23 protein-coding genes are annotated in these 22771 nt (G+C 72.1%); 13 read left to right on the top strand and 10 right to left on the bottom strand.

What is annotated here, in order from left to right; all coding sequences use genetic code 11:
* Positions 1 to 29: 29 nt before the first annotated feature.
* Positions 30 to 698, bottom strand: coding sequence for a PadR family transcriptional regulator (locus ACF073_RS39410; RefSeq protein ID WP_392076337.1), 669 nt, complete (start codon positions 696 to 698; stop codon positions 30 to 32).
* Between the two features lie 195 nt (positions 699 to 893).
* Here ACF073_RS39410 and ACF073_RS39405 point away from each other — a divergent pair, with 195 nt between their 5' ends.
* Complete coding sequence (locus ACF073_RS39405; RefSeq protein ID WP_392076336.1) at positions 894 to 1658, top strand: SDR family NAD(P)-dependent oxidoreductase; 765 nt, start codon at positions 894 to 896, stop codon at positions 1656 to 1658.
* A 42-nt stretch (positions 1659 to 1700) separates the two neighbouring features.
* Here the strand turns inward: ACF073_RS39405 and ACF073_RS39400 are convergent, their stop codons facing one another.
* From ACF073_RS39400 to ACF073_RS39385, 4 genes are all read right to left on the bottom strand, one after another.
* A complete protein-coding gene (locus ACF073_RS39400) occupies positions 1701 to 2840 on the bottom strand; it encodes an RNA polymerase sigma factor (protein ID WP_392076381.1) in 1140 nt (379 codons plus the stop codon).
* Positions 2841 to 2845: 5 nt separating this feature from the next.
* A complete protein-coding gene (locus ACF073_RS39395; RefSeq protein ID WP_392076335.1) occupies positions 2846 to 3253 on the bottom strand; it encodes a YciI family protein in 408 nt (135 codons plus the stop codon).
* A gap of 130 nt (positions 3254 to 3383) precedes the next feature.
* Positions 3384 to 3992, bottom strand: a complete 609-nt coding sequence (locus ACF073_RS39390) for a TetR/AcrR family transcriptional regulator (protein WP_392076334.1) — start codon at positions 3990 to 3992, stop codon at positions 3384 to 3386.
* A gap of 474 nt (positions 3993 to 4466) precedes the next feature.
* Positions 4467 to 4832 (bottom strand): MerR family transcriptional regulator, encoded by a 366-nt coding sequence (locus tag ACF073_RS39385; RefSeq protein ID WP_392076333.1) that lies wholly within the window; start codon positions 4830 to 4832, stop codon positions 4467 to 4469.
* Between the two features lie 92 nt (positions 4833 to 4924).
* On the opposite strand from ACF073_RS39385, the gene ACF073_RS39380 reads away from it, so the two are divergent.
* Positions 4925 to 5395, top strand: a complete 471-nt coding sequence (locus ACF073_RS39380) for a hypothetical protein (RefSeq protein WP_392076332.1) — start codon at positions 4925 to 4927, stop codon at positions 5393 to 5395.
* A 44-nt stretch (positions 5396 to 5439) separates the two neighbouring features.
* A complete protein-coding gene (locus ACF073_RS39375; RefSeq protein WP_392076331.1) occupies positions 5440 to 6252 on the top strand; it encodes a PhzF family phenazine biosynthesis protein in 813 nt (270 codons plus the stop codon).
* A gap of 9 nt (positions 6253 to 6261) precedes the next feature.
* Here ACF073_RS39375 and ACF073_RS39370 read toward each other — a convergent pair whose 3' ends face one another.
* Both ACF073_RS39370 and ACF073_RS39365 read right to left on the bottom strand, forming a co-directional pair.
* On the bottom strand, positions 6262 to 7068 hold the full coding sequence (locus ACF073_RS39370) for a CPBP family intramembrane glutamic endopeptidase (RefSeq protein ID WP_392076380.1): 807 nt from the start codon (positions 7066 to 7068) through the stop codon (positions 6262 to 6264).
* Positions 7069 to 7431: 363 nt separating this feature from the next.
* Positions 7432 to 8949 carry a glutamate--cysteine ligase gene (locus ACF073_RS39365; protein ID WP_392076330.1) on the bottom strand — a complete coding sequence of 506 codons (1518 nt, stop codon included), beginning with the start codon at positions 8947 to 8949 and terminating at the stop codon, positions 7432 to 7434.
* 570 nt (positions 8950 to 9519) lie between these two features.
* Between ACF073_RS39365 and ACF073_RS39360 the strand changes: the two genes are divergently transcribed.
* The 5 genes from ACF073_RS39360 (at position 9520) to ACF073_RS39340 (ending at position 14390) form a co-directional block, all read left to right on the top strand.
* Positions 9520 to 10104 carry a hypothetical protein gene (locus ACF073_RS39360; protein ID WP_392076329.1) on the top strand — a complete coding sequence of 195 codons (585 nt, stop codon included), beginning with the start codon at positions 9520 to 9522 and terminating at the stop codon, positions 10102 to 10104.
* A gap of 332 nt (positions 10105 to 10436) precedes the next feature.
* Positions 10437 to 10643, top strand: coding sequence for a DUF5999 family protein (locus tag ACF073_RS39355; RefSeq protein ID WP_392076379.1), 207 nt, complete (start codon positions 10437 to 10439; stop codon positions 10641 to 10643).
* 256 nt (positions 10644 to 10899) lie between these two features.
* Positions 10900 to 11430 carry a universal stress protein gene (locus ACF073_RS39350; RefSeq protein ID WP_392076328.1) on the top strand — a complete coding sequence of 177 codons (531 nt, stop codon included), beginning with the start codon at positions 10900 to 10902 and terminating at the stop codon, positions 11428 to 11430.
* Between the two features lie 173 nt (positions 11431 to 11603).
* Positions 11604 to 12161, top strand: coding sequence for a hypothetical protein (locus ACF073_RS39345; RefSeq protein ID WP_392076327.1), 558 nt, complete (start codon positions 11604 to 11606; stop codon positions 12159 to 12161).
* Positions 12162 to 12431: 270 nt separating this feature from the next.
* A complete protein-coding gene (locus tag ACF073_RS39340) occupies positions 12432 to 14390 on the top strand; it encodes an amino acid transporter (RefSeq protein WP_392076326.1) in 1959 nt (652 codons plus the stop codon).
* A gap of 116 nt (positions 14391 to 14506) precedes the next feature.
* On the opposite strand, the gene ACF073_RS39335 is transcribed toward ACF073_RS39340, so the two are convergent.
* Positions 14507 to 15142: a DUF1707 domain-containing protein gene (locus tag ACF073_RS39335; RefSeq protein ID WP_392076325.1), complete on the bottom strand. Its 636-nt coding sequence runs from the start codon at positions 15140 to 15142 to the stop codon at positions 14507 to 14509.
* A gap of 125 nt (positions 15143 to 15267) precedes the next feature.
* Here ACF073_RS39335 and ACF073_RS39330 point away from each other — a divergent pair, with 125 nt between their 5' ends.
* Positions 15268 to 15660, top strand: coding sequence for a molybdopterin-binding protein (locus tag ACF073_RS39330; RefSeq protein ID WP_392076324.1), 393 nt, complete (start codon positions 15268 to 15270; stop codon positions 15658 to 15660).
* 131 nt (positions 15661 to 15791) lie between these two features.
* Here the strand turns inward: ACF073_RS39330 and ACF073_RS39325 are convergent, their stop codons facing one another.
* Complete coding sequence (locus ACF073_RS39325) at positions 15792 to 16352, bottom strand: molybdopterin-dependent oxidoreductase (protein WP_392076378.1); 561 nt, start codon at positions 16350 to 16352, stop codon at positions 15792 to 15794.
* Between the two features lie 148 nt (positions 16353 to 16500).
* On the opposite strand from ACF073_RS39325, the gene modA reads away from it, so the two are divergent.
* Genes modA through ACF073_RS39305 form a run of 4 tightly spaced genes read left to right on the top strand, consistent with a single transcriptional unit; the run spans position 16501 to position 19772 of the window.
* The gene (modA, locus tag ACF073_RS39320) at positions 16501 to 17325 is read left to right on the top strand and encodes a molybdate ABC transporter substrate-binding protein (protein WP_392076323.1); all 825 of its coding nucleotides are present in this window, start codon (positions 16501 to 16503) and stop codon (positions 17323 to 17325) included.
* Positions 17322 to 18182, top strand: a complete 861-nt coding sequence (gene modB / locus ACF073_RS39315; protein WP_392076321.1) for a molybdate ABC transporter permease subunit — start codon at positions 17322 to 17324, stop codon at positions 18180 to 18182. The genes modA and modB overlap by 4 nt, the downstream gene beginning before the upstream one ends.
* Positions 18183 to 18235: 53 nt before the next feature.
* Positions 18236 to 19324 (top strand): ABC transporter ATP-binding protein, encoded by a 1089-nt coding sequence (locus ACF073_RS39310; protein ID WP_392076320.1) that lies wholly within the window; start codon positions 18236 to 18238, stop codon positions 19322 to 19324.
* A gap of 28 nt (positions 19325 to 19352) precedes the next feature.
* A complete protein-coding gene (locus ACF073_RS39305; protein WP_392076319.1) occupies positions 19353 to 19772 on the top strand; it encodes a molybdopterin-binding protein in 420 nt (139 codons plus the stop codon).
* 81 nt (positions 19773 to 19853) lie between these two features.
* On the opposite strand, the gene gcvP is transcribed toward ACF073_RS39305, so the two are convergent.
* On the bottom strand, positions 19854 to 22739 hold the full coding sequence (gene gcvP / locus ACF073_RS39300) for an aminomethyl-transferring glycine dehydrogenase (protein WP_392076318.1): 2886 nt from the start codon (positions 22737 to 22739) through the stop codon (positions 19854 to 19856).
* Positions 22740 to 22771 lie beyond the last annotated feature (32 nt).

Raw genomic sequence — 22771 nt, 5'->3', positions numbered from 1 at the left:
CGCGGGGCGCCTGGTGCGCCGTACGGGCCTCAGTCCTCGTCGGCGAGGATGAGGTACAGCTTCTTGCGGGCGTCGTTGATGACGGCCAGCGCCTTCTCCCGCTGCTCCTTGCTGCCCGTCTTCCAGACCTGGCCGAACGCCTCCATCAGACCGAAGCCGGCCTGCCGGATCTCGCTGAGGGCCTCCCAGTCGACTCCGCGCGAGGCCTCCTCCCAGGGAGCCTCCGGCCCCTCCTCGGCGGCGGCGCGTCCGCTCTCGGTCAGGGCGAAGAGCTTCTTGCCGCCCTCGCTCTCGCTGGCGATCAGGCCCTCGTCCTCCAGCAGCTGGAGGGTCGGGTAGACCGAGCCGGGGCTGGGCTTCCAGGCGCCCCCGCTGCGTTCGGCGATCTCCTGGATCATCTCGTACCCGTGCATGGGCCGGTCCTTGAGCAGGGCCAGGATCGAGGCGCGCACATCACCGCGCCGCGCCCGCCCCCGCGGACCGCCCCGTCCCCGCGGCCCCCAAGGCCCCCCGAAACCGGGGCCGCCGGGACCGAATCCCGGACCACCGGGGCCGAATCCAGGGCCGCCGGGGCCGAAGGGCCCGAACGCGCCCCGCAGGCTTTCGAAGCCGCCCATACCGCGGCCCCCGAAGCCGCCCGGGCCCCGGCCCCCGGTGCCCTCGTGCCGATGTCCGCGCTCGAATCCGTGGCTGCGCATCGCCATCACTCCATTCCATCGCTGATCTGTCACGTATGCATCGCGTATCGTTCGCGATGCCTCAACGATATATCGGGACCGGTCGCGCGACAAGGCCCTTCCGGGAGATCTGACCGGCAGCTTTCTGGACTTGCGAGTCCATTTTTCTGGTCGCAGAGTGGGCCTCGTCCCCAGAGACCGAGCAATGGAGTGGACATGTCGACGCGGCTTGCGGGCAAGAACGCCCTGGTGACCGGAGCGACGAGCAACATCGGGCGGGCGATCGCGGAGGCGTTCGCCGCCGAGGGTGCGCATGTCGTCGTCTCCGGCCGCAGCGCGGAGCGGGGTAAGGAGGTGGTCGACGGGATCCGGGCGGCCGGCGGTCGCGCCGACTTCGTGCGGACCGACCTGGACGGCACCGCCGCCGCCTCGAAGGCGCTGGCGGAGGAGGCGGCACAGGTCCTCGGCGGCCGTGTCGACGTCCTGGTCAACAATGCCGGCGTCTACCCCGGCGACACCACGGCCGGCACCGACGAGCAGACCTTCGACCAGGTCTACGCGGTCAATGTGAAGGCCCCGTTCTTCCTGACCGCTGCCGTCGCGCCCGCCATGGCGGCGGCCGGCGGCGGATCGATCATCAACCTGGGTTCCTGGATCGCGCGCCTCGGCATTCCGATCGGCGCCCTCTACAGCTCGACCAAGGGCGCCATGGAGACCCTGACCCGGGCCTGGGCGGCGGAGTTCGGGCCGCACGGCGTCCGGGTGAACGCGATCTCACCGGGAGTGGTGCAGCGGCTCGCCCCGGGCGAGGTCCACCCCGCCGAGGCGATGATGAAGGGCACCCCCGCGGGCCGGGTGGGCACGCCGGACGCCATCGCGCACGCCGCCGTGTACCTGGCCGCCGACGAGTCCGCGTTCGTCCACGGCGCCGTGCTCGACGTGGACGGCGGGCGCACCACCGTCGCCGTCATCGCCGCCTGACCTGCCGCGGGCGGGCGGATCCGGCGGACCCGCCCGTCGGCGTCACCGGCGGGAGTTGAGCCGGGCGGCCTGGCGGGTCAGGTGGTCGCGCTCGGCGAGGGTGGGTGCCTTGCGGGCCGCCTCGGCGTACAGCCGTGCCGCCGTCACCGGATCGCCGTCCCGCTCATGGAGGTACGCGGCCACGGCGGTGTGCCGGGGCAGCGAGTCGTCGAGTTGCGCGAGCGCGGCGAGGCCGGCGCGCGGTCCGTCGGCCTCGCCGACCGCCACCGCGCGGTTGAGGCGGACGACCGGGCTGTCGGTCAGCAGCACCAGTTCGTCGTACCACTCGACGATCTGCACCCAGTCGGTCTCGGCGGCGGTGGGCGCGTCGGCGTGCAGCGCCGCGATGGCGGCCTGGGCCTGGAACTCGCCCAGCCGGTCGCGGGCGAGGGCCGCCTGCAGGATCTCGACGCCCTCGGCGATCGCCCCGGTGTCCCAGCGGCCCCGGTCCTGCTCGGCGAGCGGCACCAGGCTGCCGTCGGGCGCGGTCCGGGCGGCCCGCCGGGCGTGGTGGAGCAGCATCAGGGCGAGCAGCCCCGCCACCTCCGGGTGGTCGATCGCGGCCGCGAGCTGCCGGGTGAGCCGGATGGCCTCGGCGGCGAGGTCGACATCGCCGGAGTAGCCCTCGTTGAAGACCAGGTAGAGGACGCGCAGCACGGTCGCGACGTCGCCTGCCCGGTCGAAGCGCACACCGGAGACGGTGCGCTTGGCCCGGCTGATGCGCTGCGCCATGGTCGCCTCGGGCACCAGGTATGCCTGGGCGATCTGACGGGTGGTGAGCCCGCCCACGGCGCGCAGCGTGAGCGCGACCGCGGACGACGGTGTCAGCGAGGGGTGGGCGCACAGGAAGTAGAGCCGGAGCGTGTCGTCCACCGCGGACGCGGGTCCGGGTGCGGGCTCCTCGTCGACACGGTCCTCACGCCTGCGGCGGGCGGTGTCCGCGCGGGCCGCGTCCAGGAACTTGCGCCAGGCCACGGTGACCAGCCAGCCCTTGGGGTCGCGCGGCTGACCGGCCGGCCAGCCGCGGACCGCCTCGACCAGCGCGTCCTGTACGGCGTCCTCGGCCGCCGCGAAGTCGGCTCCGCGGCGGACGAGGATCCCGAGCACGCTCGGCGTGAGGCTCCTCAGCAGGGCCTCGTCCATCCGGGTCACTCCGTGATGGTGGGCGGCGCGGTCAGGAAGGGGCGCACCTCGAGCCACTCGTGGATCGGCTCCCCGCCCGCGCCCGGGGCTGCCGACAGCTCCCCGGCCAGTTCGACGGCGCGCGCGTAGCTGTCGACGTCGATCATCATCCAGCCGGCGATGAGGTCCTTGGTCTCGGCGAACGGGCCGTCGGTGACCGGCGGCCGGCCCTCGCCGTCGTACCGGACCCACGCCCCCTCGGGGGCGAGCGCCTGGGCGTCGACGAACTCGCCGGTCTTCTCCAGCCGGGCCGCGAAGTCGTGCATGTACCGCATGTGCGCCGAGATCTCCTGCGGCGTCCACCGGTCCATGGGCACGTCGTTCGCCGGAGCCGGGGCGCCGCGGTAATGCTTGAGCAGCAGGTACTTGGCCATCGTGGTTCTCCTCGTGCGGGTGCGGCCCATTGTGGCCGCGTTCACCCCCAGGACGGAGCCGGTCGCGGGTTCTCGACATCACCGCCGAAGTTTTTTCCGCGACTTTCGAAACCGCTGCCGGGCCGGTGGTTCACACCGTGGCGAGGCCCTCGCGGCGCAGGTCGGCGATGCCCTGGTCGAGAGCGGCGCGCAGATGGGTCGAGCGGCCCGTCGACAGCAGGATCGACACGCCCCCTTGGAGCGCGGCCAGCAGGGCCGCGGCCCGTGCGTCGACGTCGATGCCTGCGGGCAGTCTGCCGGTGGACTGCAGGGCCCGGATGCCCGTCGCCAGGTTCTCCTGCCACTGCCGCATCAGCTCGACGACGATCGCCCGGGCCCCGGGGGTGGACCGCCCGATCTGCAGGAACAGCGAGCCGAGCGGGCACTGGTCCCCCTGGACCTCGTAGCGTTCGACCACCACGTCCCGCCAGCGCTCCCATGCCTCCCAGGAGTCGAGGCAGCCCAGATACGGCTGCTGGTCCGCGATGACCTGGTCCGCCTCGAACTGGGCCACGGCCAGCAGCAGTTCGTCCTTGCCGGTCGGGAAGTAGTGGAACAGCTGGCTCTTGCTGGTGCCGGTCCGCGCCATGATGTCGTCCAGCGTGGCGGCCCCGACCCCCTTCTCGCGCAGCACCGCGGCGGCCCCCTCGACGATCCGGGCCCGCGTCGCCCTGCCCTTCGCCGTCAGCTTCCCGGCCATACCGCCTCCTCCGAATGGACTGCCGGGTCCATTGTATGCCGGATGTGCGGCATTTGCCGGGGGTGGGGCGGGGGCGAAGTGAGGACCGCCGGGCGCGGACTGCGGGCGGGGCGGGGGGAACGCAGTTGCGGGCGGGCCGGGGGGACGCAGACTGCGGGCCCGAGACGCGAACTGGGAACCCGGGCGGGCGGGTGTGGGCCGGCAGGGCGGGCGGGTGTGGGCCGTCGCAGGGGCGGGCGGCTCGGTGGCCGTTACGGTCTCCACGCATCCGGTGAGCGCATCGGGCGCGCTCCGGCAGGCGATCCGGCCCGCGTCCGGCGACGTGACCGCCGTGCGGACGGCGACCGCCTCCCCCACCCTGCCCGACGAGGATCCGGCGGACCCGGCTGACCGTCCGGTCGAGCGCGGGGCACCGGGCAGCGCCGCGGGCGCACCACGGGCGGCGCCCGGGTCGATCGCGGCGGTCGGAGGCTCTCAGTCGGTCCGCCCGGCCGCCCGCAGGGGGCAGCCGGTGCCGACACGCTCGGCGAGGTCCGCGCGGAGTGCCGCCAGCGCGGCCATGCGCTCGTCCACGATCCGGATCTTCTCCTCGAACAGCGCGGTCAGGGCCTCGGCGCTGTCCGGGGCCTCCCGCAGCTCCGCGCCGAGCCGGCCGATCTCGGCCAATGTGAACCCGAGCGTCTGCGCGGTGCGCACGTACCGCAGCCAGGGCACCGTCTCCGGCGGGAAGTCACGGTAGCCGTTGGGCCGCCGGTCGCCCTCGATCAGGCCGATCTTCTCGTAGAAGCGCACCGTGTCCTTGGACACCCCGGTGCGCGCCGCCAGTTCTCCGATGCGCATGACTCCCCCGTCGCTCGGTCGACTTGACCTTGGAGCGTACTCCGCTGTCTAGCGTGAGCGGCGTCCGAGCGAGCCCTTCCGAGGAGCCCTGAATGAGCCCCGCTGCCCCTGCCGCCTCCGCGGCCCCTGCCGCCCCTTCCGCCCCCGCCTACCTGCGGATCGTCCGGACCAGCGGCTGGTACGACCTGATCGTCACGGCCGGCTTCGCCACGCCCTGGACGTACGCGCTGGTCCACCACCTCCTGTCGGCCGGAGGCGACGCGGCCGGCCTCGGCACGATGCCCGCGCTCACCCCGATGCAGACCCTGTACGCCAATCTGATGGGTTCGGTCGTGGTCGTCTGGTCCGTCCTGCGCGTGGTGCGGCCGCTGCCGCTGCACGGTCTGCTCGACGGTGCCGCACGCGTCCTGTTCTCCCTGTGGCAGGCGTACGCGCTGGCGCACGGCGGCCCCGCGGTGCTGTGGCCGTTCCTCGTCGTGGAGGTGTCGTTCGGCGTCCTCCAGCTCGCCCCCTGGCTGCGGACGCGCGCGGCGGGCCGGCGCGAATCAGTCCGGCATCCGTGAATTGGCCTTGGTCCAGGGACCGGTGCAACCGCTAGCGTCGGTCCATGCGCATCAGAATCGTGGACGCCTTCACCGACCGCCCCTTCGCCGGCAACCCGGCCGGAGTCCTGCTCCTGGACGACGTCTTCCCCGGCGACGACTGGCTCCAGAACGTCGCGATGGAGGTCAATCATGCCGAGACCGCCTTCGCGCACCGGCTGCCCGAGGGCGGCGAGGCGGACTGGGCGCTGCGCTGGTTCACGCCCGTCGCCGAGGTGGCGATGTGCGGGCACGCCACTCTCGCCACGGCCCACGTCCTGCACACCTCCGGCGCCCACGAGGGTTCCGTGCGGTTCGCCACCCGCAGCGGCGTGCTGATCGCCACACCCGCGGCGGACGGCTCGATCACCCTCGACTTCCCGACCGCCCCGCTCACCCCGGTCGACATCCCGGCCGGGGTCGCCGAGGCGCTCGGCGCGGAGCCGGTCGCCGGCTTCGACACCGGCCCGAACGTCGGCGACCTGCTGCTGGAGCTGGCCGACGAGAAGACCGTCCTCGGCCTCTCCCCCGACCTCAAGGCCCTCGCCGGCTACGCGTCACGCGGTGTCATCACCACCGCCCGCGCCACCGACCCCGGCCTCGGCTACGACTACATCTCCCGCTGCTTCTTCCCCAACCTCGGCATCGACGAGGACCCGGTGACCGGCAGCGCCCACACCGCGCTCGCCCCGCACTGGTCCGCCCGGCTCGGCCGCGACGACCTCACCGGGCTGCAGGCCTCCCGCCGCACCGGCCTCGTCCGCACGGCGCTGCGCGGCGAGCGCACCCTGCTCACCGGCAGCGCGGTGACGGTCATCGACGGCGAACTGCACGCCTGACGGCTCGTCTCAGGCCGTCGGCAGCCAGTCCACCTTGCCGGCGAGGAGGGCGTAACCGACGAAGGCGCCGATGTCGAGCAGGGAGTGCGCGACGACCAGCGGACCCACCCGGCCCCAGCGGCGGTACAGCCAGACGAACACCACCCCCATGGCCATGTTGCCGAGGAAGCCGCCGATGCCCTGGTAGAGGTGGTACGAGCCGCGCAGGACCGCGCTGGCCACCAGCGCGGTCCCCGGGGTCCAGCCCAACTGGCCCAGTCTGCGCAGCAGATAGCCGACGACGATCACCTCTTCGAGGATCGCGTTCTGCATCGCCGAAAGGATCAGCACCGGGTACTTCCACCACACGTCCGGGAGTGCCTCGGGTACGACGGTGAGGTTGAAGCCGAGGCCGCGGGCGGCCAGATAGAAGGCGATGCCGGTGCTGCCGATCACGGCCGCGACGCCGGCGCCACGGGCCAGGTCGGGCCAGGGGCGGGTGCGGTCGAACCCGAGGGTGCGCAGGCTCGTGCCGGCGCTCTCGCGCAGCAGCAGATGGGCGACGAGTGCCACGGGGACCAGCGCGGAGGCGATGCCGAAGAGCTGCCAGGCCAGGTCGAGCCAGGGGCGGCCCGGCGCGGCCGAGGCGTTGAGGGTCGCCGCCTGGTCCTTGAGGCCGCCCGGTTTGGTGACCGAGCCGATGAAACTGATCAGCGCGGACACCCCGCTCGCACCGAGCGAGAGCGCGAGTACGAGCAGCGTCTCGTCCCGCAGGATCCGCCGCGGGTCGCGCCCCCGTACCGAGGAATCGGCCACCGAGTCAGCCTCCACCTGCACCCCTGCCTCCAGCCGGCTCACGGGCCTCTGGCCCACCTTCGCCCGGCAAGGATCGCAGAAGCGGCTGTGATGAAGGCGTACGGGGACGGCGAATGCGTGCGAGGACCTCGTACGGAGATCACGTACGAGGACCGCGTACGAGGACCGCGTACGAGGACCGCGTACGGGGATCGAGTACGGGGACCGCGTACGGGGACGGCGGATGAGGACGGTGTACGGGGGACGCGTACCGGACGAGGACGCGGCGGCGGCCCGGGACCGGCCACCTCACCCCGCTGCCTCACCCGCCGCCTGCCCCCCGGTCCGCGATGGCCCGCCCGCGGCGGACCACCCGCGGCAGCCGCCCCGCCCCCGCACCGGGGCTCAGCCGAGCGGTACCGGCTCCGGCAGTCCCACCGGCCACGTGTGCACCGGCTCCCCCATGTGCATCAGCTCGGCGTACCGGCGCGTCGTCGCCGCCAGGGCCGCGTCCCGGGACATGCCCTGCTCCAGCGCCCGGTGGAAGGTGGCCGCCTGCCAGGACGCCCCGTTGACCCGGCGCCGGCAGCGCTCGTCGATCACCCCGAGGTAGAGGTCCCGGTCGGCGGCCTCTACGCCCCACGCGTCCAGACCGGCCGAGGCCAGCGGCAGCAGTTCGTCGCGGACCAGCGTGACCGCGTCGATCTCGCCCGTGCCGCCGTACCGTCCCCGCCGGGGCCAGACGAAGCGCGCGTCGATGCCGTACCGGCAGGCCGCGTCGAAGTTCGCCTCGGCCGCGGCGAACGGCAGCCGGGTCCACACCGGCCGGGACTCCTCGGCGAGGGCGCGCACGAGGCCGTAGTAGAAGGCCGCGTTGGCGATGACATCGGTGATGGTCGGGCCGGCCGGCAGCACCCGGTTCTCCACCCTGAGGTGCGGGACGCCGTCCGCGATGCCGTACACCGGCCGGTTCCAGCGGTAGATCGTGCCGTTGTGCAGAACGAGTTCGGCGAGCTTCGGCACGCCGCCGGCCGCGACGGTCTCCAGCGGCTCCTCGTCGTCGCAGATCGGCAGCAGGGCCGGGAAGTAGCGCAGGTTCTCCTCGAACAGCTCGTACGCCGAGGAGACCCACCGCTCGCCGAACCAGGTGCGCGGCCGTACGCCCTGCGCCTGCAGCTCGGGCGGCCGGGTGTCGGTGGACTGCAGGAACAGCGGGGGCCGGGACTCGCGCCACAGCTCGTGCCCGAACAGGAACGGCGAGTTGGCGCCGACGGCGATCTGTGCCGCGGAGGCCGCCTGTGCCGCGTTCCACACGTCGGCGAACCGCGCCGGGGTGACCTGGAGGTGCAGCTGAACGGAGGTGCAGGCGGCCTCGGGCACGATGGACTTCGAGGTGCAGACGAGGTGCTCCACACCCTCGATGTCGAGCCGGAAGTCCTCACCGCGGGCGGCGACGATCTGGTCGTTGAGGAGGGTGTAGCGGTCGACCTCCGAGAGGTTGGAGGAGACCAGGTCGTCCCGGTCGAGGGTGGGCAGGATGCCGATCATCACGATGCCCGCGTCCACCTCACCGGCCTTGCGGTGGGCATAGGCGAGCGAGGTGCGCAACTCCTCGGCGAGCCGGTCGAATACCCGGCCGCCCAACCGGTGTGGAGCTATGTTGACTTCCAGGTTGAACATGGCGAGTTCTGTCTGGAAGTCACGGCTCGCGATGCGCTCCAGTACCTGCCCGTTCAACATTTTCGGCATACCGTCCGGCCCCGCGAGATTCAATTCGATCTCGACTCCCATGAGGTTCTTGGGCCGGTCGAATCGCTTCTCGCGCAGCAGCAGCTCCAGCCCCGTCAGGCACTTTTGGAGCTTTTCGCGGTAGCGCTGGCGATCGGACAGGTCGAACTGCCCCGCCACGACCTTCTCCCCCATCGAAGTGTCCCTCCTCGGATGGGCGGGCCGACGAGCCGGCCGCCTGGCTCCCGGGTCAGGTGGGATGATGCCCAGCCGAAGCGATCGATAACGTCACACACGGGCCCGCCGCCCGTTACTCTTTCCGAATGTTCCCGGCGGCACATTCACGAGGCATGCCGCAGCTTGCACCTTCGGGTGCCCCGAACGCCTCGTGAAAAACGCCGACGACAATCGGCCGTCCGCTACCGGCGCGTTTCGCGAGGTCAGCGACGAGGGACCGGCCCGGGAAACGGGATGATTTCCGCAAAACGTCGGCCCATTTCCGCCTTGTCCGATCAACCCGAATCGGATAGACGAAACACCGGCCGAACACACGTCGTATAAACTTCGTCCACAAGGCAGAAGGTGGCACCCTCGGTCCCGGATTCCGCCGCACTTCCTGCTGTCCCGGTTGCCGGGCGGCAGGCCGAGCCGCACTCTCGTTCCCACCGAACCGGGCCCCCACCTCTCCCGCCTTCCGTGAGCAGACAGCGCCGTCCGCCCCACCCTCCTCGCGCCGCCGCGCCTGTCGAATGAGAGGCGACCCACATGCCGCTGCACGTGCCCCCTGCCCCCGCGCCTGCCCTGCGCTCCGTCCTCACCGCCCTCGGTTCCCCCACCGCGGTCCGTGAGGCCCCTACCCCCTCCCTGCGCGCCGCGCAGGGTCCCGCCACACCCGAACTCCCGCTGCCCGTCCATGTGCTGGACCGGATCACCGCGCAAGGCCTGTCGGCGACCCGGCTGGCCGGCTGGCGCTTCCTGATCCGGTGCGGCGACCGCGCGGTGGCGGCGGCCGAGACCATGCTCACCCCCGACGGCTGGGCCTTCTCCCACTTCTTCGAGGGTCCCTACGTCGCCTCGACCGAGCGCGCCCTCCAGCAAGCCGAGGCACTGCAACAGCCCTACCAGGCACGACTGCTGTCCGTACCCGGTCTCTACATGCTCACGCTGTGGCTGCACGGCGACTGGGCCGGCGACGGCACCGAGGGCCACCCGGCCGCCACCGATCTGCTCGTCCCGCTCGCGCCGGCACCGCCCGGCATACCGGCGCACCGCCCGTTCGCGGTCGCCGACCTGCTGCCGGTGCTGACCCTCCGGGCGACGCCTGTCCCGCTGCTCGGCTCGCCCGCCTGACCTGACGCCCGTGTACCCCGCTGCCCGAAAGGGGAGCGGGGTACACGGGCGTCCAAGCGGGCGAATACTGTTCCAGCACGCCGTAATGCGTGCGGAATGGCATATGCCAAAAGATCTCTGTCGGTCGGACTAGTCCCATCCGGCCACTGCAAACCACCCAAAGGGACAGTGCAGTTGCACTGAACCGTCCGCGCGGGTGACGCGTCATGAACCTATGAGAAGCGGTGCCGTGAAATCCCTGCGGAATGACTCCCAGAGGACAACACTGGCTTCAGACCGACTCACCACCACGGGGGACGGACATGATCACGACAGAGGGAAAGATCCCGCCCATGTGCCAGCACCAGCCGCCGTGCCCGACAGCCGAATCCGCCGACCGGGAGTCCGCCCGCCTCATGGCGCACCACCCGGAGCAGGGCTGGAGCCTGCTGTGCAACGGCGTCCTGCTCTTCGAGGACACCGGCGAGCTGCTGCCCGACGGCCGCGTCATCGCCCCGCACCGCCCGCTCGGTGCGGGACAGGTGATGACCGCCGCCTGAGGACGGCGCGGTGACCTGAGGGGCCGGTCGCACGCACTCGGTGCGCTCCGGCCCCGACGCATGTCGGGACGCGCGTGCGCACGGTAGCCGGAGGCCGACGCAGCGCTTACGGCCACCCCTCGGCATCCGGTGCACGACTCCCTCCCCGGCTGGTCGAATCGTCGGCGCGGGAGTGGGATGGAAGGAAGCGAGGACCTTGCAGGCGGGCACGCCCGCGGGGCGTCACCCCCCGGTGCCCGTGCGGAACGGTGGAGTCATGCCCGGTTACGACGGCTCGGCGGTCGCACGAGTGGTGGTCGGTGTGAGCGGCTCGCTGGGCAGTGTCACGGCGTTGCGGCGGGCCACGGCACTGGCACGACGGCTGGGCGCCGAGCTGTGGCCGGTGCTCGCCTGGGAACCGCCGGGCGGTGACTCCGCCGCACGGCATTCCCCCGCGACCGGTCTGCCGGTGGCGGAGTGGCAGCGCCTGGCCAAGCAGCGGCTGGCCGCGGTGCTGGAGGAGATCTTCGGCGCGACGGGGCCCGGCGTGCCGATGCACGCCCTCGTCGTACGGGGTGCCCCGGGCCGGGCGCTGGTGGCGACCGCGAACCGGGAGAACGACGTGCTGGTGGTGGGCGCGGGGCGGCGCGGGCTGCAGCGGGCCTTCTCGGGCCGGGTCTCCCGGCAGTGCCTGGCCCACGCGGTCTGCCCGGTCCTGGCGGTGCCGCCGTCCCCGCTCCAGTCCGAGCTGCTCTCCGTCCACCGGCGGAACACCTGGCATCTGCGGATCGACACGCGCGAGCTGTGAGACAGGAGACAGGACTCCGGGCCCCGGGGCGGGAGTCCGTGAGGCGGGCGGGGCCCCGCCGCAACCGCCCCCGCCCGGCCGAGTGCTGTGGTCCCGTCAAGAACCGGCGCCGCGCCATCAGGACGCCGTCAAGGGCGGATGGGCGGGCCTTGCGGAGGTCTACCGTCTGTCTCATGGAGCACCGCGACGACATCCGCCACCAGGTGACCGGCTCGTATCCGGCCGGCACCGGGGCCGTCGTGCACGACCGCAGCCGGCCCCAGGAGGTACGCGGTTCGCTCCGGTGCGCCGCCGCTCTTTTCGGACTGCTGCTGTGCGTCGACTGGGCGGCCGGCTCACTGAGCTGGTGGCGCGGCACCCTGTGGCTCCTGCTGGCCCTGCTGCTGCTCCTGGTCCTCTTCCCCGCCAGGGTCACGGCCGGCCCGGGCTGGCTGGCCACCCGCCGCCTGCTGCGCACCCGCCGGGTCCGCACCGATCTGCTGATCGCGGTACGCCCGGTGGACGGTGTCGCCCAGCGCCTGGTGCTGCGCGACGCCCTGGGCAACCGGGTCGAGATCGACCCCGAGATCCTGATCCGCAACCCCGACCTGTGGTATCGGCTCGACGAAGGCGCTCGCCGCTCCGAGGCGGCCGGCATCCTCCTCTGCGGCACCACCGCCCTGCACCGCATGTCCCGCCGCCTGGACCGCGAGACGGCCAGGGGCGTGTTCCGGGCGTCGGGTTGGGAGTGAGCAGCCGCGGACGCCATGACGCTGGGTGGCCGCCGGCCGGGCCAGGCCGTGTCCGCCTCCGTCGCCTCACACGTTCGGCCCCGTTCCGGGGCGACAGCCCCCGGCCTCGTCTTCTTCGTGCGCTCCCTCCACCCTCAGGCCATTCTTAACGGAGTCTTGACGCCTGCGGCCCATTGATCCGTGGGCCCGGGCGTCACGCTCTGCTTACGCTGGTGCCGCCGTCCGCGTGATGGCCGGGGAAGAGCTGAGCCGCACGTCAGGAGCACGCCGATGGCCACGACCGAACGCCCTCCCAGTACCAGCCGCCTGCGCGCCTGGATGCTGGAGGGACTGGCCGACATGGGCAAGGGCGGTGGCCACGCCGGACACCCGGCGGAGCCGGAGAACGTCCACAGCGTGCAGCGCTGGTGGCGCGTCATGTGCCTGACGGGTGTCGACTACTTCTCGACCCTCGGCTATCAGCCGGGTATCGCGGCCCTCGCGGCCGGTCTGCTCTCACCCATCGCGACCATCGTGCTCGTCATAGTCACCCTGGCGGGCGCCCTTCCGGTGTACCGCCGGGTCGCCGAGGAGAGCCCGCACGGCCAGGGTTCCATCGCGATGCTGGAGCGGCTGCTCTCCTTCTGGCAGGGCAAGCTGTTCGTGCTGACCCTGCTGGGCTTCGCGGCCACCGACTTCCTGATCACCATCACCCTCTCCGCCGCCGACGCCTCCACCCACCTCGTGGAGAACCCGCACCTGACGAACGCGCTGCACGACAAACAGCTGATCATCACGCTGATCCTCGTGGCACTGCTCGGCGCGGTGTTCCTCAAGGGCTTCCTGGAGGCCATCGGCGTCGCCACCGCGCTGGTCGGGCTCTACCTCGCGCTCAACGTCGTCGTCGTGATCGCCGGCCTCTACCACGTCGTGACCGCCGGACACGTGATCACGGACTGGAGCAGCGCCCTCACCACGGAGCACGGCAACATCTTCGTCATGATCGGCGTGGCCCTGATCGTCTTCCCGAAGCTCGCCCTCGGTCTGTCCGGCTTCGAGACCGGCGTCGCCGTCATGCCGCACGTCAAGGGCGACGAGGGTGACACCGAGGAACGCCCGACCGGCCGGATCCGGGACACCAAGAAGCTGCTGACCACCGCCGCCCTCGTCATGAGCGGCTTCCTGATCACCACCAGCTTCATCACCACGCTGCTCATCCCCGAGAACGAGTTCAAGTCCGGCGGCCAGGCCAACGGCCGTGCGCTGGCCTTCCTCGCGCACGAGTACCTCGGCAGCGCCTTCGGCACGGTGTACGACGTCTCGACCATCGCGATCCTCTGGTTCGCCGGTGCCTCGGCGATGGCCGGCCTGCTGAACCTCATGCCGCGCTATCTGCCGCGCTACGGCATGGCTCCGCACTGGGCGCGCGCCGTCCGCCCGATGGTCATCGTCTTCACGCTGATCGCCTTCCTGGTCACCTGGATCTTCGACGCCGACGTCGACGCGCAGGGCGGCGCCTACGCCACCGGTGTGCTCGTGCTGATCAGCTCCGCGGCGATCGCGGTGACCATCGCGGCCCGCAAGGCCGGCCAGCGCGGCTGGACCGTCACCTTCGCGATCATCTCCGTGGTGTTCCTGTACACGACCGTCGTGAACGTCATCGAACGCCCCGACGGTGTGAAGATCGGTGCCTGCTTCATCGTCGGCATCATCCTGGTCTCGCTGCTGTCCCGGCTGGCCCGCGCCTTCGAGCTGCGCGTGACCAGCGTGACGTTCGACCCGATGGCGGAACGGTTCGTCAGGGACATGGCCAGCCGCAAGATACGGTTCATCGCCAACGAGCCCGACCGGCGCGACAAGGCCGAGTACCGCGACAAGGTCGAGCAGATCCGGGCCGACAACGAGATGCCCGAGCAGGAGGACTTCGTCTTCGTCGAGGTCACGGTGACGGATCCCTCCGAGTTCGAGGCCGGGCTGACCGTGCGCGGCGAGGTGCTGCACAACCGCTACCGGGTCCTGACCCTGGAGTCCGCCTCCATCCCCAACGCGCTCGCCGCGCTGCTGCTGCACGTCCGGGACATGACGGGCTGCACGCCGCACATCTACTTCGAGTGGACCGAGGGCAGTCCGTTCGCCAACTTCCTCCGTTTCTTCCTCTTCGGCCAGGGCGAGGTCGCCCCGGTCACCCGCGAGGTGCTCCGCGAGGCGGAACCGAACCCGGCCCGCCGGCCACGGGTACACACCGGCTGAGACGGTGTGCCCACACCGGCCGGCCCGGCGGGCACACACTGCCGGAGCCACGGACACACATCCGCCGAGACCCGAGACCGAGGACGAGGACGTACCCCGACCGGCACAGAGCGGTGTCACAGCCCCGCGTTCAACGCGTCCCCGCCCCTCGGCACCGCAGCGGCGGCGGCCCCTCTGCCGAACCAGCGCCGCCGGGGCCGCGCCTCCAGCCGCCCCATGCTGAGCCGGCCCGCTATCTCCACCCGGAGGACGGCCGGCTCACCGGGCTCACCGGCCGGCCGCAGTCTGGTCTGCCCGTAGTCGATCACCAGGGAGTCGGCGTCCACGACCACCCCGGGCCGGGTGATCAGCCGCAGGGTGCCGCCGCGCATGTCCAGGTCGATGCGGAGCGTGTCGTATCTGATCACCGCGGAGCTGAAGTCCAGCGTCACGTCTCCCCAGGCGGACTCGATCTCCATCCGGCGCGGCACGGTCCAGTCACCGCTCCGAGTGGCGGAGGATGCCTGCTGCTCGATCCGGACGACCTCCTTGGCCGGTGCCGGGACGGCTTCCCCGGGCAGATCGGCCGTCAGCGGCGCCAGCTCAGCGAGCGTGCGCGCCGAAAGGGCCGCCCCCACGCGGTCGTCCAGCTCCCCGGCCGTGATCCGGCCGTCCGCCGCGGCTTCCGTGAGTACCTCGACCACCCGGTCCCGGTCCGCGTGCGAGGCACGCGGACCGGACGGCTCGCCCGTCCGTACCGGCTCGGCCGCCATCACCCTCACCCCGATTCCGCCCGCTCCCGAAGGAGCCCCATCGACGAACTAAAGCTATATCGCGTTATACCCAACGGCCAACCCCACCTCCACGGTTCCCGGCGGATGGCCCTATCGTGACCGGCATGCAGTCCTACACGATCGGCCAGGCCGCGCGGCTGCTCGGCGTCAGCCCGGACACCGCCCGCCGCTGGGCCGACGCGGGCCGGGTCACCACCCACCGCGACGAGGCCGGGCGGCGGCTCATCGACGGCGGGGACCTGGCCGCGTTCTCGGTCGAACTGGCCAAGGGCGGCGGCGAGGACGACGCCTCCCACACCTCGGTGCGCAACGCCTTCCCCGGCATCGTCACCGCGATCAAGCTCGGCGATGTCGCCGCCCAGGTGGAGATCCAGGCGGGCCCGCACCGGCTCGTCTCCCTGCTGACCCGGGAAGCGGTGGAGGAGCTGGGCCTGGAGGTGGGGATGGAAGCCACCGCGCGCGTGAAGTCCACCAACGTGCACATCGACCGCGTCTGACCGCAGCCGGCTCGCCCACCCGCACGGCGGACGGCGGGCGGCGGTGCCGTCCGGAGCGCGGGTCGGTGCGGGTCAGCGCCGCTTCCGCGACGCCCCGGCCGACGCCGTGCGGGACACGACGGGCGTGCGGTTCACGGAGCCGCCGTCGCCGCGCGACCGCGTGCGGCATCCGCTGTCCCGTGCGGCGCACCGGCGGGCTCGAAGCGGTATGCCCCGTCCACCCGGATCGTGGTGATCGCGCTGATATGGCGGGCCCCGCAGCGGTCCTGGGGAAGCACCAGCTGAGGGCCCTCCTCGTCCAGCGCGGTGCCGTCGATGGTGACCCCCAGCAGGACGGGCGCGTCGGCGAAGTCGGGGTCGATCTCGGCCCAGGACAGCAGCGCGTGGTGGCCGTCGGTGCCGGCGACCGCGATGAGGAACCGCAGCCGGTCCTTGCGCCGGACCGGGTCGAAGCCGGGGCCCGCGTCGGCCAGCACGTCGTACAGGCGCGGACCGGTGAAGCGGTGGTGCTGCACGCCGCTGGTCGCGCAGTCGAAGCTGACGTCCGCCCGGTGCTGCGGCCAGCGCCGCAGGTCGGGCACGGTCAGCCGGGCGGGTCGTACCAGATCGCCGGTCAGGGCCAGTTCCGCGAGCGTCACCGTCGACCACCTCCCGCAGAACCGTACCCGCAGCAGCGCGCCGTACAAACGCACATGCAAGCTACAAACCGCAAGACCGCAGCTCATGCGATGTGACAGAAGACATCCCCCTGGCAGATGCGGCATTATCATCGCGGCACGGCCGATGCCCGGTCGTGTCAGGGGCGCGACAGTTGTTCCACAGGACCCGAGGAGTAGATTCATGACCCGTTCCGTGCGCCGGACCCGTATGCTGCAGCTGGCCGGTGCGGGAGCCGCCGCCCTGATGGCACTCAGCGCCTGCTCCTCCTCCGACTCCGACGACTCCCCGGCCCCCAAGGCGGACAAGTCCGGCTCCGCCTCCCCGAAGCTGTCCGGCACGGTCACCGTGTTCGCTGCCGCCTCCCTCAAGGAGAGCTTCACGACCCTGGGCAAGGAGTTCGAACAGGCTCACCCCGGCACCAAGGTCACCTTCAACTTCGGCGGCAGCGACACCCTCGCCGCCAGCATCACCAGCGGCGCCCCGGCGGACGTCTTCGCCGCCGCCAGCCCCAAGACGATGAAGATCGTGACGGACAAGCAGGACGCGGTCGGCACCCCGGCCACGTTCGTCCGCAACCAGCTGGAGATCGCCACCCTGCCGGGCAACCCCGACAAGGTGGCCTCGCTGAAGGACCTCACCAAGTCCGGTCTGAAGGTCGTCCTGTGCGACAAGACCGTGCCGTGCGGCGCCGCCGCCGAGAAGGCCCTGGACGCCAGCAAGCTCAAGCTCACCCCGGCCTCCTACGAGCAGGACGTCAAGTCCGCCCTCAACAAGGTGGTGCTGAAGGAGGCCGACGCCGCCGTCGTCTACAAGACCGACGTGAAGGCCGCGGGCGACAAGGTGGAGGGCGTGGAGTTCCCCGAGTCCACCGAGGCGATCAACGACTACCCGATCGCGCTGCTGAAGAACGCCCAGAACGCCGACACGGCGAAGGCGTTCATCGCGCTGGTGCGGTCCGCCGAAGGCCAGAAGGTCCTGACCGGGGCCGGGTTCCTCAAGCCGTGACCTCGCTCGACAAGCCCGGCGCCGCGGCCGGCCCCCGCACGGGCCGGCCGCGGCGCCGTCGCGTCGGCCCGCGCGGCCGGCCCGGGGTGCCGCTGCCGCTGCTGCTGCCGGGGGTCCTCGCCCTGGCCTTCCTGCTGCTGCCGCTGCTCGCGCTGCTGCTCCGCGCGCCCTGGCGCAGCCTGCCCGACCTGCTGACCAGCACCGAGGTGTGGCAGGCGCTCCAGCTGTCGCTGATCAGCGCCACCGCGGCGACCGCCGTCAGTCTCGTACTCGGCGTGCCACTGGCCTGGCTGCTGGCCCGTACGGACTTCCCCGGCCGGGGTCTCGTACGGGCCCTGGTGACCCTCCCGCTGGTGCTGCCGCCGGTGGTCGGCGGTGTGGCACTGCTGCTCGCACTGGGCCGCAACGGCGTGATCGGCAAGTCGCTCGACGCCTGGTTCGGGATCACCCTGCCGTTCACCACCACCGGGGTCGTGATCGCCGAGGCGTTCGTGGCGATGCCCTTCCTGGTGATCAGCGTCGAGGGCACCCTGCGCGCCGCCGACCCGCGCTACGAGGAGGCGGCGACCACGCTCGGTGCCTCCCGCTTCACCGCGTTCCGGCGGGTGACGCTGCCGCTGATCGCACCCGGCATCGCGGCGGGCGCGGTGCTGGCCTGGGCCCGGGCGCTCGGCGAGTTCGGCGCGACGATCACCTTCGCCGGCAACTTCCCCGGCCGCACGCAGACCATGCCCCTGGCGGTCTACCTCGCCCTGCAGAACGACCCCGAGGCCGCCATCGCCCTCAGCCTCGTCCTGCTGGCCGTGTCGATCGCGGTGCTCGCGGGCCTCCGGGACCGCTGGATGACGGGAGTGTGATGGTGCCGGGAGGATGGAGGCGGACCCCCGCACCTGTGCCGACGGACGGACCCATGACCGACATCGACGCCCACCGGAGCCCGGCCGCCGCGGTCGTACCCGAGGCCGGCCTCGACGCCCGGCTCGTGGTCGACCGGGGCACGTTCCGGCTGGACGTGACCCTGACGGCCGCCCCCGGGGACGTCGTCGCGCTGCTCGGCCCCAACGGCGCCGGCAAGTCCACCGCCCTGCGCGCCCTGGCCGGGCTCACCCCGCTCACGGACGGCCATCTGCGCCTGGACGGGGCCTCGCTGGAGCGCACCCCGCCGGAATCCCGCCCGGTCGGCGTGGTCTTCCAGGACTATCTGCTCTTCCCGCATCTGAGCGCCTTGGACAACGTGGCCTTCGGACCGCGCTGCCAGGGCGTGGGCAAGGCGGAGGCGCGCGCCCAGGCGGCAGCGTGGCTGGAGCGGATGGGCCTGGCCGACCACGCGGGCGTCAAGCCGCGCCGCCTCTCCGGCGGCCAGGCCCAGCGCGTCGCCCTCGCCCGCGCCCTGGCCACCCGGCCCCGGCTGCTCCTCCTCGACGAACCGCTCGCGGCCCTGGACGCCCGCACCCGCCTGGAGGTCCGCTCCCAGCTCCGCCGCCACCTGGCCGAGTTCGAAGCGGTCTCGGTGCTGGTCACCCATGATCCGCTCGACGCCATGGTGCTGGCGGACCGGCTGGTGGTCGTCGAGCACGGCCGGATCGTCCAGGAAGGCGCCCCCGCCGACATCGCCCGCCACCCCCGCACCGACTACATCGCCCAGCTCGTGGGCCTCAACCTCTACCGGGGGCAGGCGGCCGGGCACACGGTACGGCTCGACGGCGGCCCCTCGATCACCACCACGGAGGAGCTGGACGGCCCGGTCTTCGTGGCGTTCCCGCCGTCCTCGGTGACCCTGTTCCGGGACCGGCCCTCCGGCGCCAGTGCCCGCAACCTGTGGCGCTGCGAGGTCGCGGGACTGGAGACGCACGGCGACCAGATCCGCGCCGACCTCACCGGCGAGCTGCCGCTCGCCGCGGATCTGACCACGGTCGCCGCCGCCGAGCTCGACCTGCACCCGGGTGCGTCGGTCTGGGCGACGGTCAAGGCGACGCAGACCCACGCATACCCGGCCTGAGCGGACGGGCGCTCTACGGTGGGTGCCCATGACCCTGAGCATCCGCAACCAGTTCCCCGGCACCGTGACCGAGGTCCACCCAGGCGAGGTCATGGCCACCGTCAAGGTCCGGCTGGACAGCGGCCCGGAGCTGACGGCCGCCATCACCCTGGAGGCCGTCGAGCAGCTCGCCCTCTCCCCCGGCATGCCCGTCCGCGCGCTGGTGAAGTCGACCGAGGTGTCGCTCGCCACCCAGCGCGTCGAGGGCCTGTCGATCCGCAACCAGCTCCCCGGCACCATCGCCCGGCTCACCACCGGCGAGGCCATGGCCTCCGTGAAGGTCTCCCTGGCGGGCGACGAGCTGACCGCCGTGATCACGAAGGACGCGGTCGGCGATCTCGGCCTGTTCGTGGGCTCGGACGTCATCGCCCTGATCAAGGCGACCGAGGTGTCCCTGGCGACCGCCTGACGGTTCGGCGGCGGCCCTGACCGTCCGGCGACGCCTGAGGGCCCCGTCCGCAGTGCGGAGGGGCCCTCAGGCGTCGTTCACTCAGTCCTCGTAGGCGTCCAGCGGCGGGCAGGAGCACACCAGGTTGCGGTCGCCGAAGGCCTGGTCGATGCGGCGCACCGGCGGCCAGTACTTGTCGGCGGTCGAGACACCGGGCGGGAAGACGGCCTCGTCACGGCTGTAGGCGTGCGCCCACTCGCCGCCCAGCGCGGCGGCGGTGTGCGGGGCGTTCCGCAGCGGGTTGTCCTCCGCGGGCCACACGCCCGAGCCGACCTTCTCGATCTCCGCGCGGATGGCGATCATCGCTTCGCAGAACCGGTCGAGCTCGGTGATGTCCTCGGACTCGGTCGGCTCGATCATCAGCGTGCCGGCCACCGGGAAGGACATGGTCGGCGCGTGGAAGCCGTAGTCGATCAGGCGCTTGGCCACGTCGTCCACGCTCACGCCGGTCGCCTTGGTCAGCGGGCGCAGATCGATGATGCACTCGTGCGCGACCAGGCCGCCGGGGCCGGTGTAGAGCACCGGGAAGTGCGGCTCCAGGCGCTTGGCGATGTAGTTCGCCGACAGCACGGCCACCTGTGTGGCCCGCTTCAGGCCCTCGCCGCCCATCAGACGGACGTACGCCCACGAGATCGGCAGGATGCCCGCGCTGCCCCAGGGGGCCGCCGAGATCGGGCCCACGCCCGTCTCCGGGCCGGCCTCCGGCTGGAGCGGGTGGTTCGGCAGGTACGGCGCCAGGTGCGCCCGGACCGCGACCGGGCCGACGCCCGGACCGCCGCCGCCGTGCGGGATGCAGAACGTCTTGTGCAGGTTCAGGTGGGAGACGTCGCCGCCGAAGTGGCCCGGCTTGGCGAGGCCGACCAGCGCGTTCAGGTTGGCGCCGTCGACGTAGACCTGGCCGCCGGCCTCGTGGACCTGGGCGCAGATGTCGGCGACGTGCTCCTCGAAGACGCCGTGCGTCGACGGGTACGTGATCATCAGTACCGCCAGCTCGTCGCGGTACTGCTCGATCTTGGCGCGCAGGTCGGCGACGTCGATCTCGCCGTCCTCGGCGGTCTTGACGACGACGACCTTCATGCCGGCCATCACGGCGCTGGCCGCGTTGGTGCCGTGCGCGGAGGACGGGATCAGACAGACGGTGCGCTGCTCGTCGCCGTTGGCGCGGTGGTAGCCGCGGACGGCCAGCAGACCGGCCAGCTCGCCCTGCGAACCGGCGTTCGGCTGGAGGGAGACCTTGTCGTAGCCGGTGACCTCGGCGAGACGGTCCTCCAGCTCGTGGATGAGCGTGAGGTAGCCCTGCGCCTGCTCGGCCGGCGCGAAGGGGTGCAGCTGGCCGAACTCGGGCCAGGTGACCGGCTCCATCTCCGTGGTCGCGTTGAGCTTCATGGTGCAGGAGCCCAGCGGGATCATGCCGCGGTCGAGCGCGTAGTCGCGGTCGGACAGCTTGCGCAGGTAGCGCAGCATCGCGGTCTCGGAGCGGTGCTGCTGGAACACCGGGTGCGTGAGGTAGGCGTCGGTGCGCAGCAGCGCCTCGGGCAGGCTGTCCTCGGCGGCCGTGTCCAGCGCCTCGATGTCGGCGTCGACGCCGAAGGCGGACCAGACGGCGCTCAGCTGCGCCCGGTTCGTGGTCTCGTCGCAGGCAAGGGAGACCTGGTCGGCGTCGACCAGGCGGAGGTTGACGCCGTTCTCGCGGGCGGCGGCGACGACCTCGGCGGCCTTGCCGGGCACGCGGGCGGTCAGGGTGTCGAAGTACGCGCCGTGGACGATCTCCACACCGGCGGCCTTCAGGCCCTCGGCGAGGATCGTGGCGTACCGGTGCGTACGGCGGGCGATGGCCTTGAGCCCCTCGGGACCGTGGTAGACGGCGTACATGCCGGCCATCACGGCGAGCAGCACCTGCGCGGTGCAGATGTTGCTGGTCGCCTTCTCCCGGCGGATGTGCTGCTCACGGGTCTGCAGCGCGAGCCGGTAGGCCTTGTTGCCGTCGGCGTCGACGGAGACGCCGACCAGGCGGCCGGGCAGGCTGCGCGCGAACTTCTCGTGCACGGCCATGTAGCCGGCGTGCGGGCCGCCGAAGCCCATCGGCACACCGAAGCGCTGGGTGGTGCCGACGGCGATGTCCGCGCCCAGCTCGCCCGGCGAGGTGAGCAGGGTCAGCGCCAGCAGGTCAGCGGCCACGGTGACCAGGGCGCCCAGCTCGTGCGCCTGGTCGATGACGGGCTTGATGTCCCGTACGGCACCGGAGGCACCGGGGTACTGGACCAGCACGCCGTTGATCTCGCGTGCGGCGATGTCGGCCGGGATGCCGTCGCTGAGGTCGGCGACGACGACCTCGACGCCGGTCGGCTCGGCGCGGGTCTCGATGACGGCGATGGTCTGCGGCAGCGCGTCCGCGTCGACCAGGAACAGGCCCTTCTTGTTCTTGCCCATGCGCCGGGACAGCGACATCGCCTCGGCGGCGGCCGTGCCCTCGTCCAGCAGGGAGGCGCCGGAGGTGGGCAGACCGGTGAGTTCGGCGACCACGGTCTGGAAGTTCAGCAGCGCCTCGAGGCGGCCCTGGGAGATCTCCGGCTGGTACGGCGTGTAGGCCGTGTACCAGGCCGGGTTCTCCATGACGTTGCGCAGGATCACGGGCGGCGTGAAGGTGCCGTAGTAGCCCAGGCCGATCATGGAGCCGAGGACCTGGTTGCGGTCGGCGAGCGAGCGCAGCTCGGCGAGGACCTCGGCCTCGGTGCGGGCCCCCGGCAGGTCCAGGGCATCGGCGTTCTTGATCACATCCGGGACCGCCGCGGCGGTCAGCTCGTCGAGCGAGCCGTATCCGACCTGCGCGAGCATCTTGGCCCGCGCCTCCTGGTCGGGCCCGATGTGACGCTGCTCGAACGGGATGCCCGCTTCGAGCTCGGAGAGCGGAATGCGATGGGCGGTCATTACGGAGGCCTCCTGGTCTGACACGACCTGCG

It is taken from the genome of Streptomyces sp. NPDC015171, from assembly GCF_043079545.1.
Lineage (GTDB): Bacteria > Actinomycetota > Actinomycetes > Streptomycetales > Streptomycetaceae > Streptomyces.
This window is presented reverse-complemented; position numbering and strand designations above follow the sequence as displayed.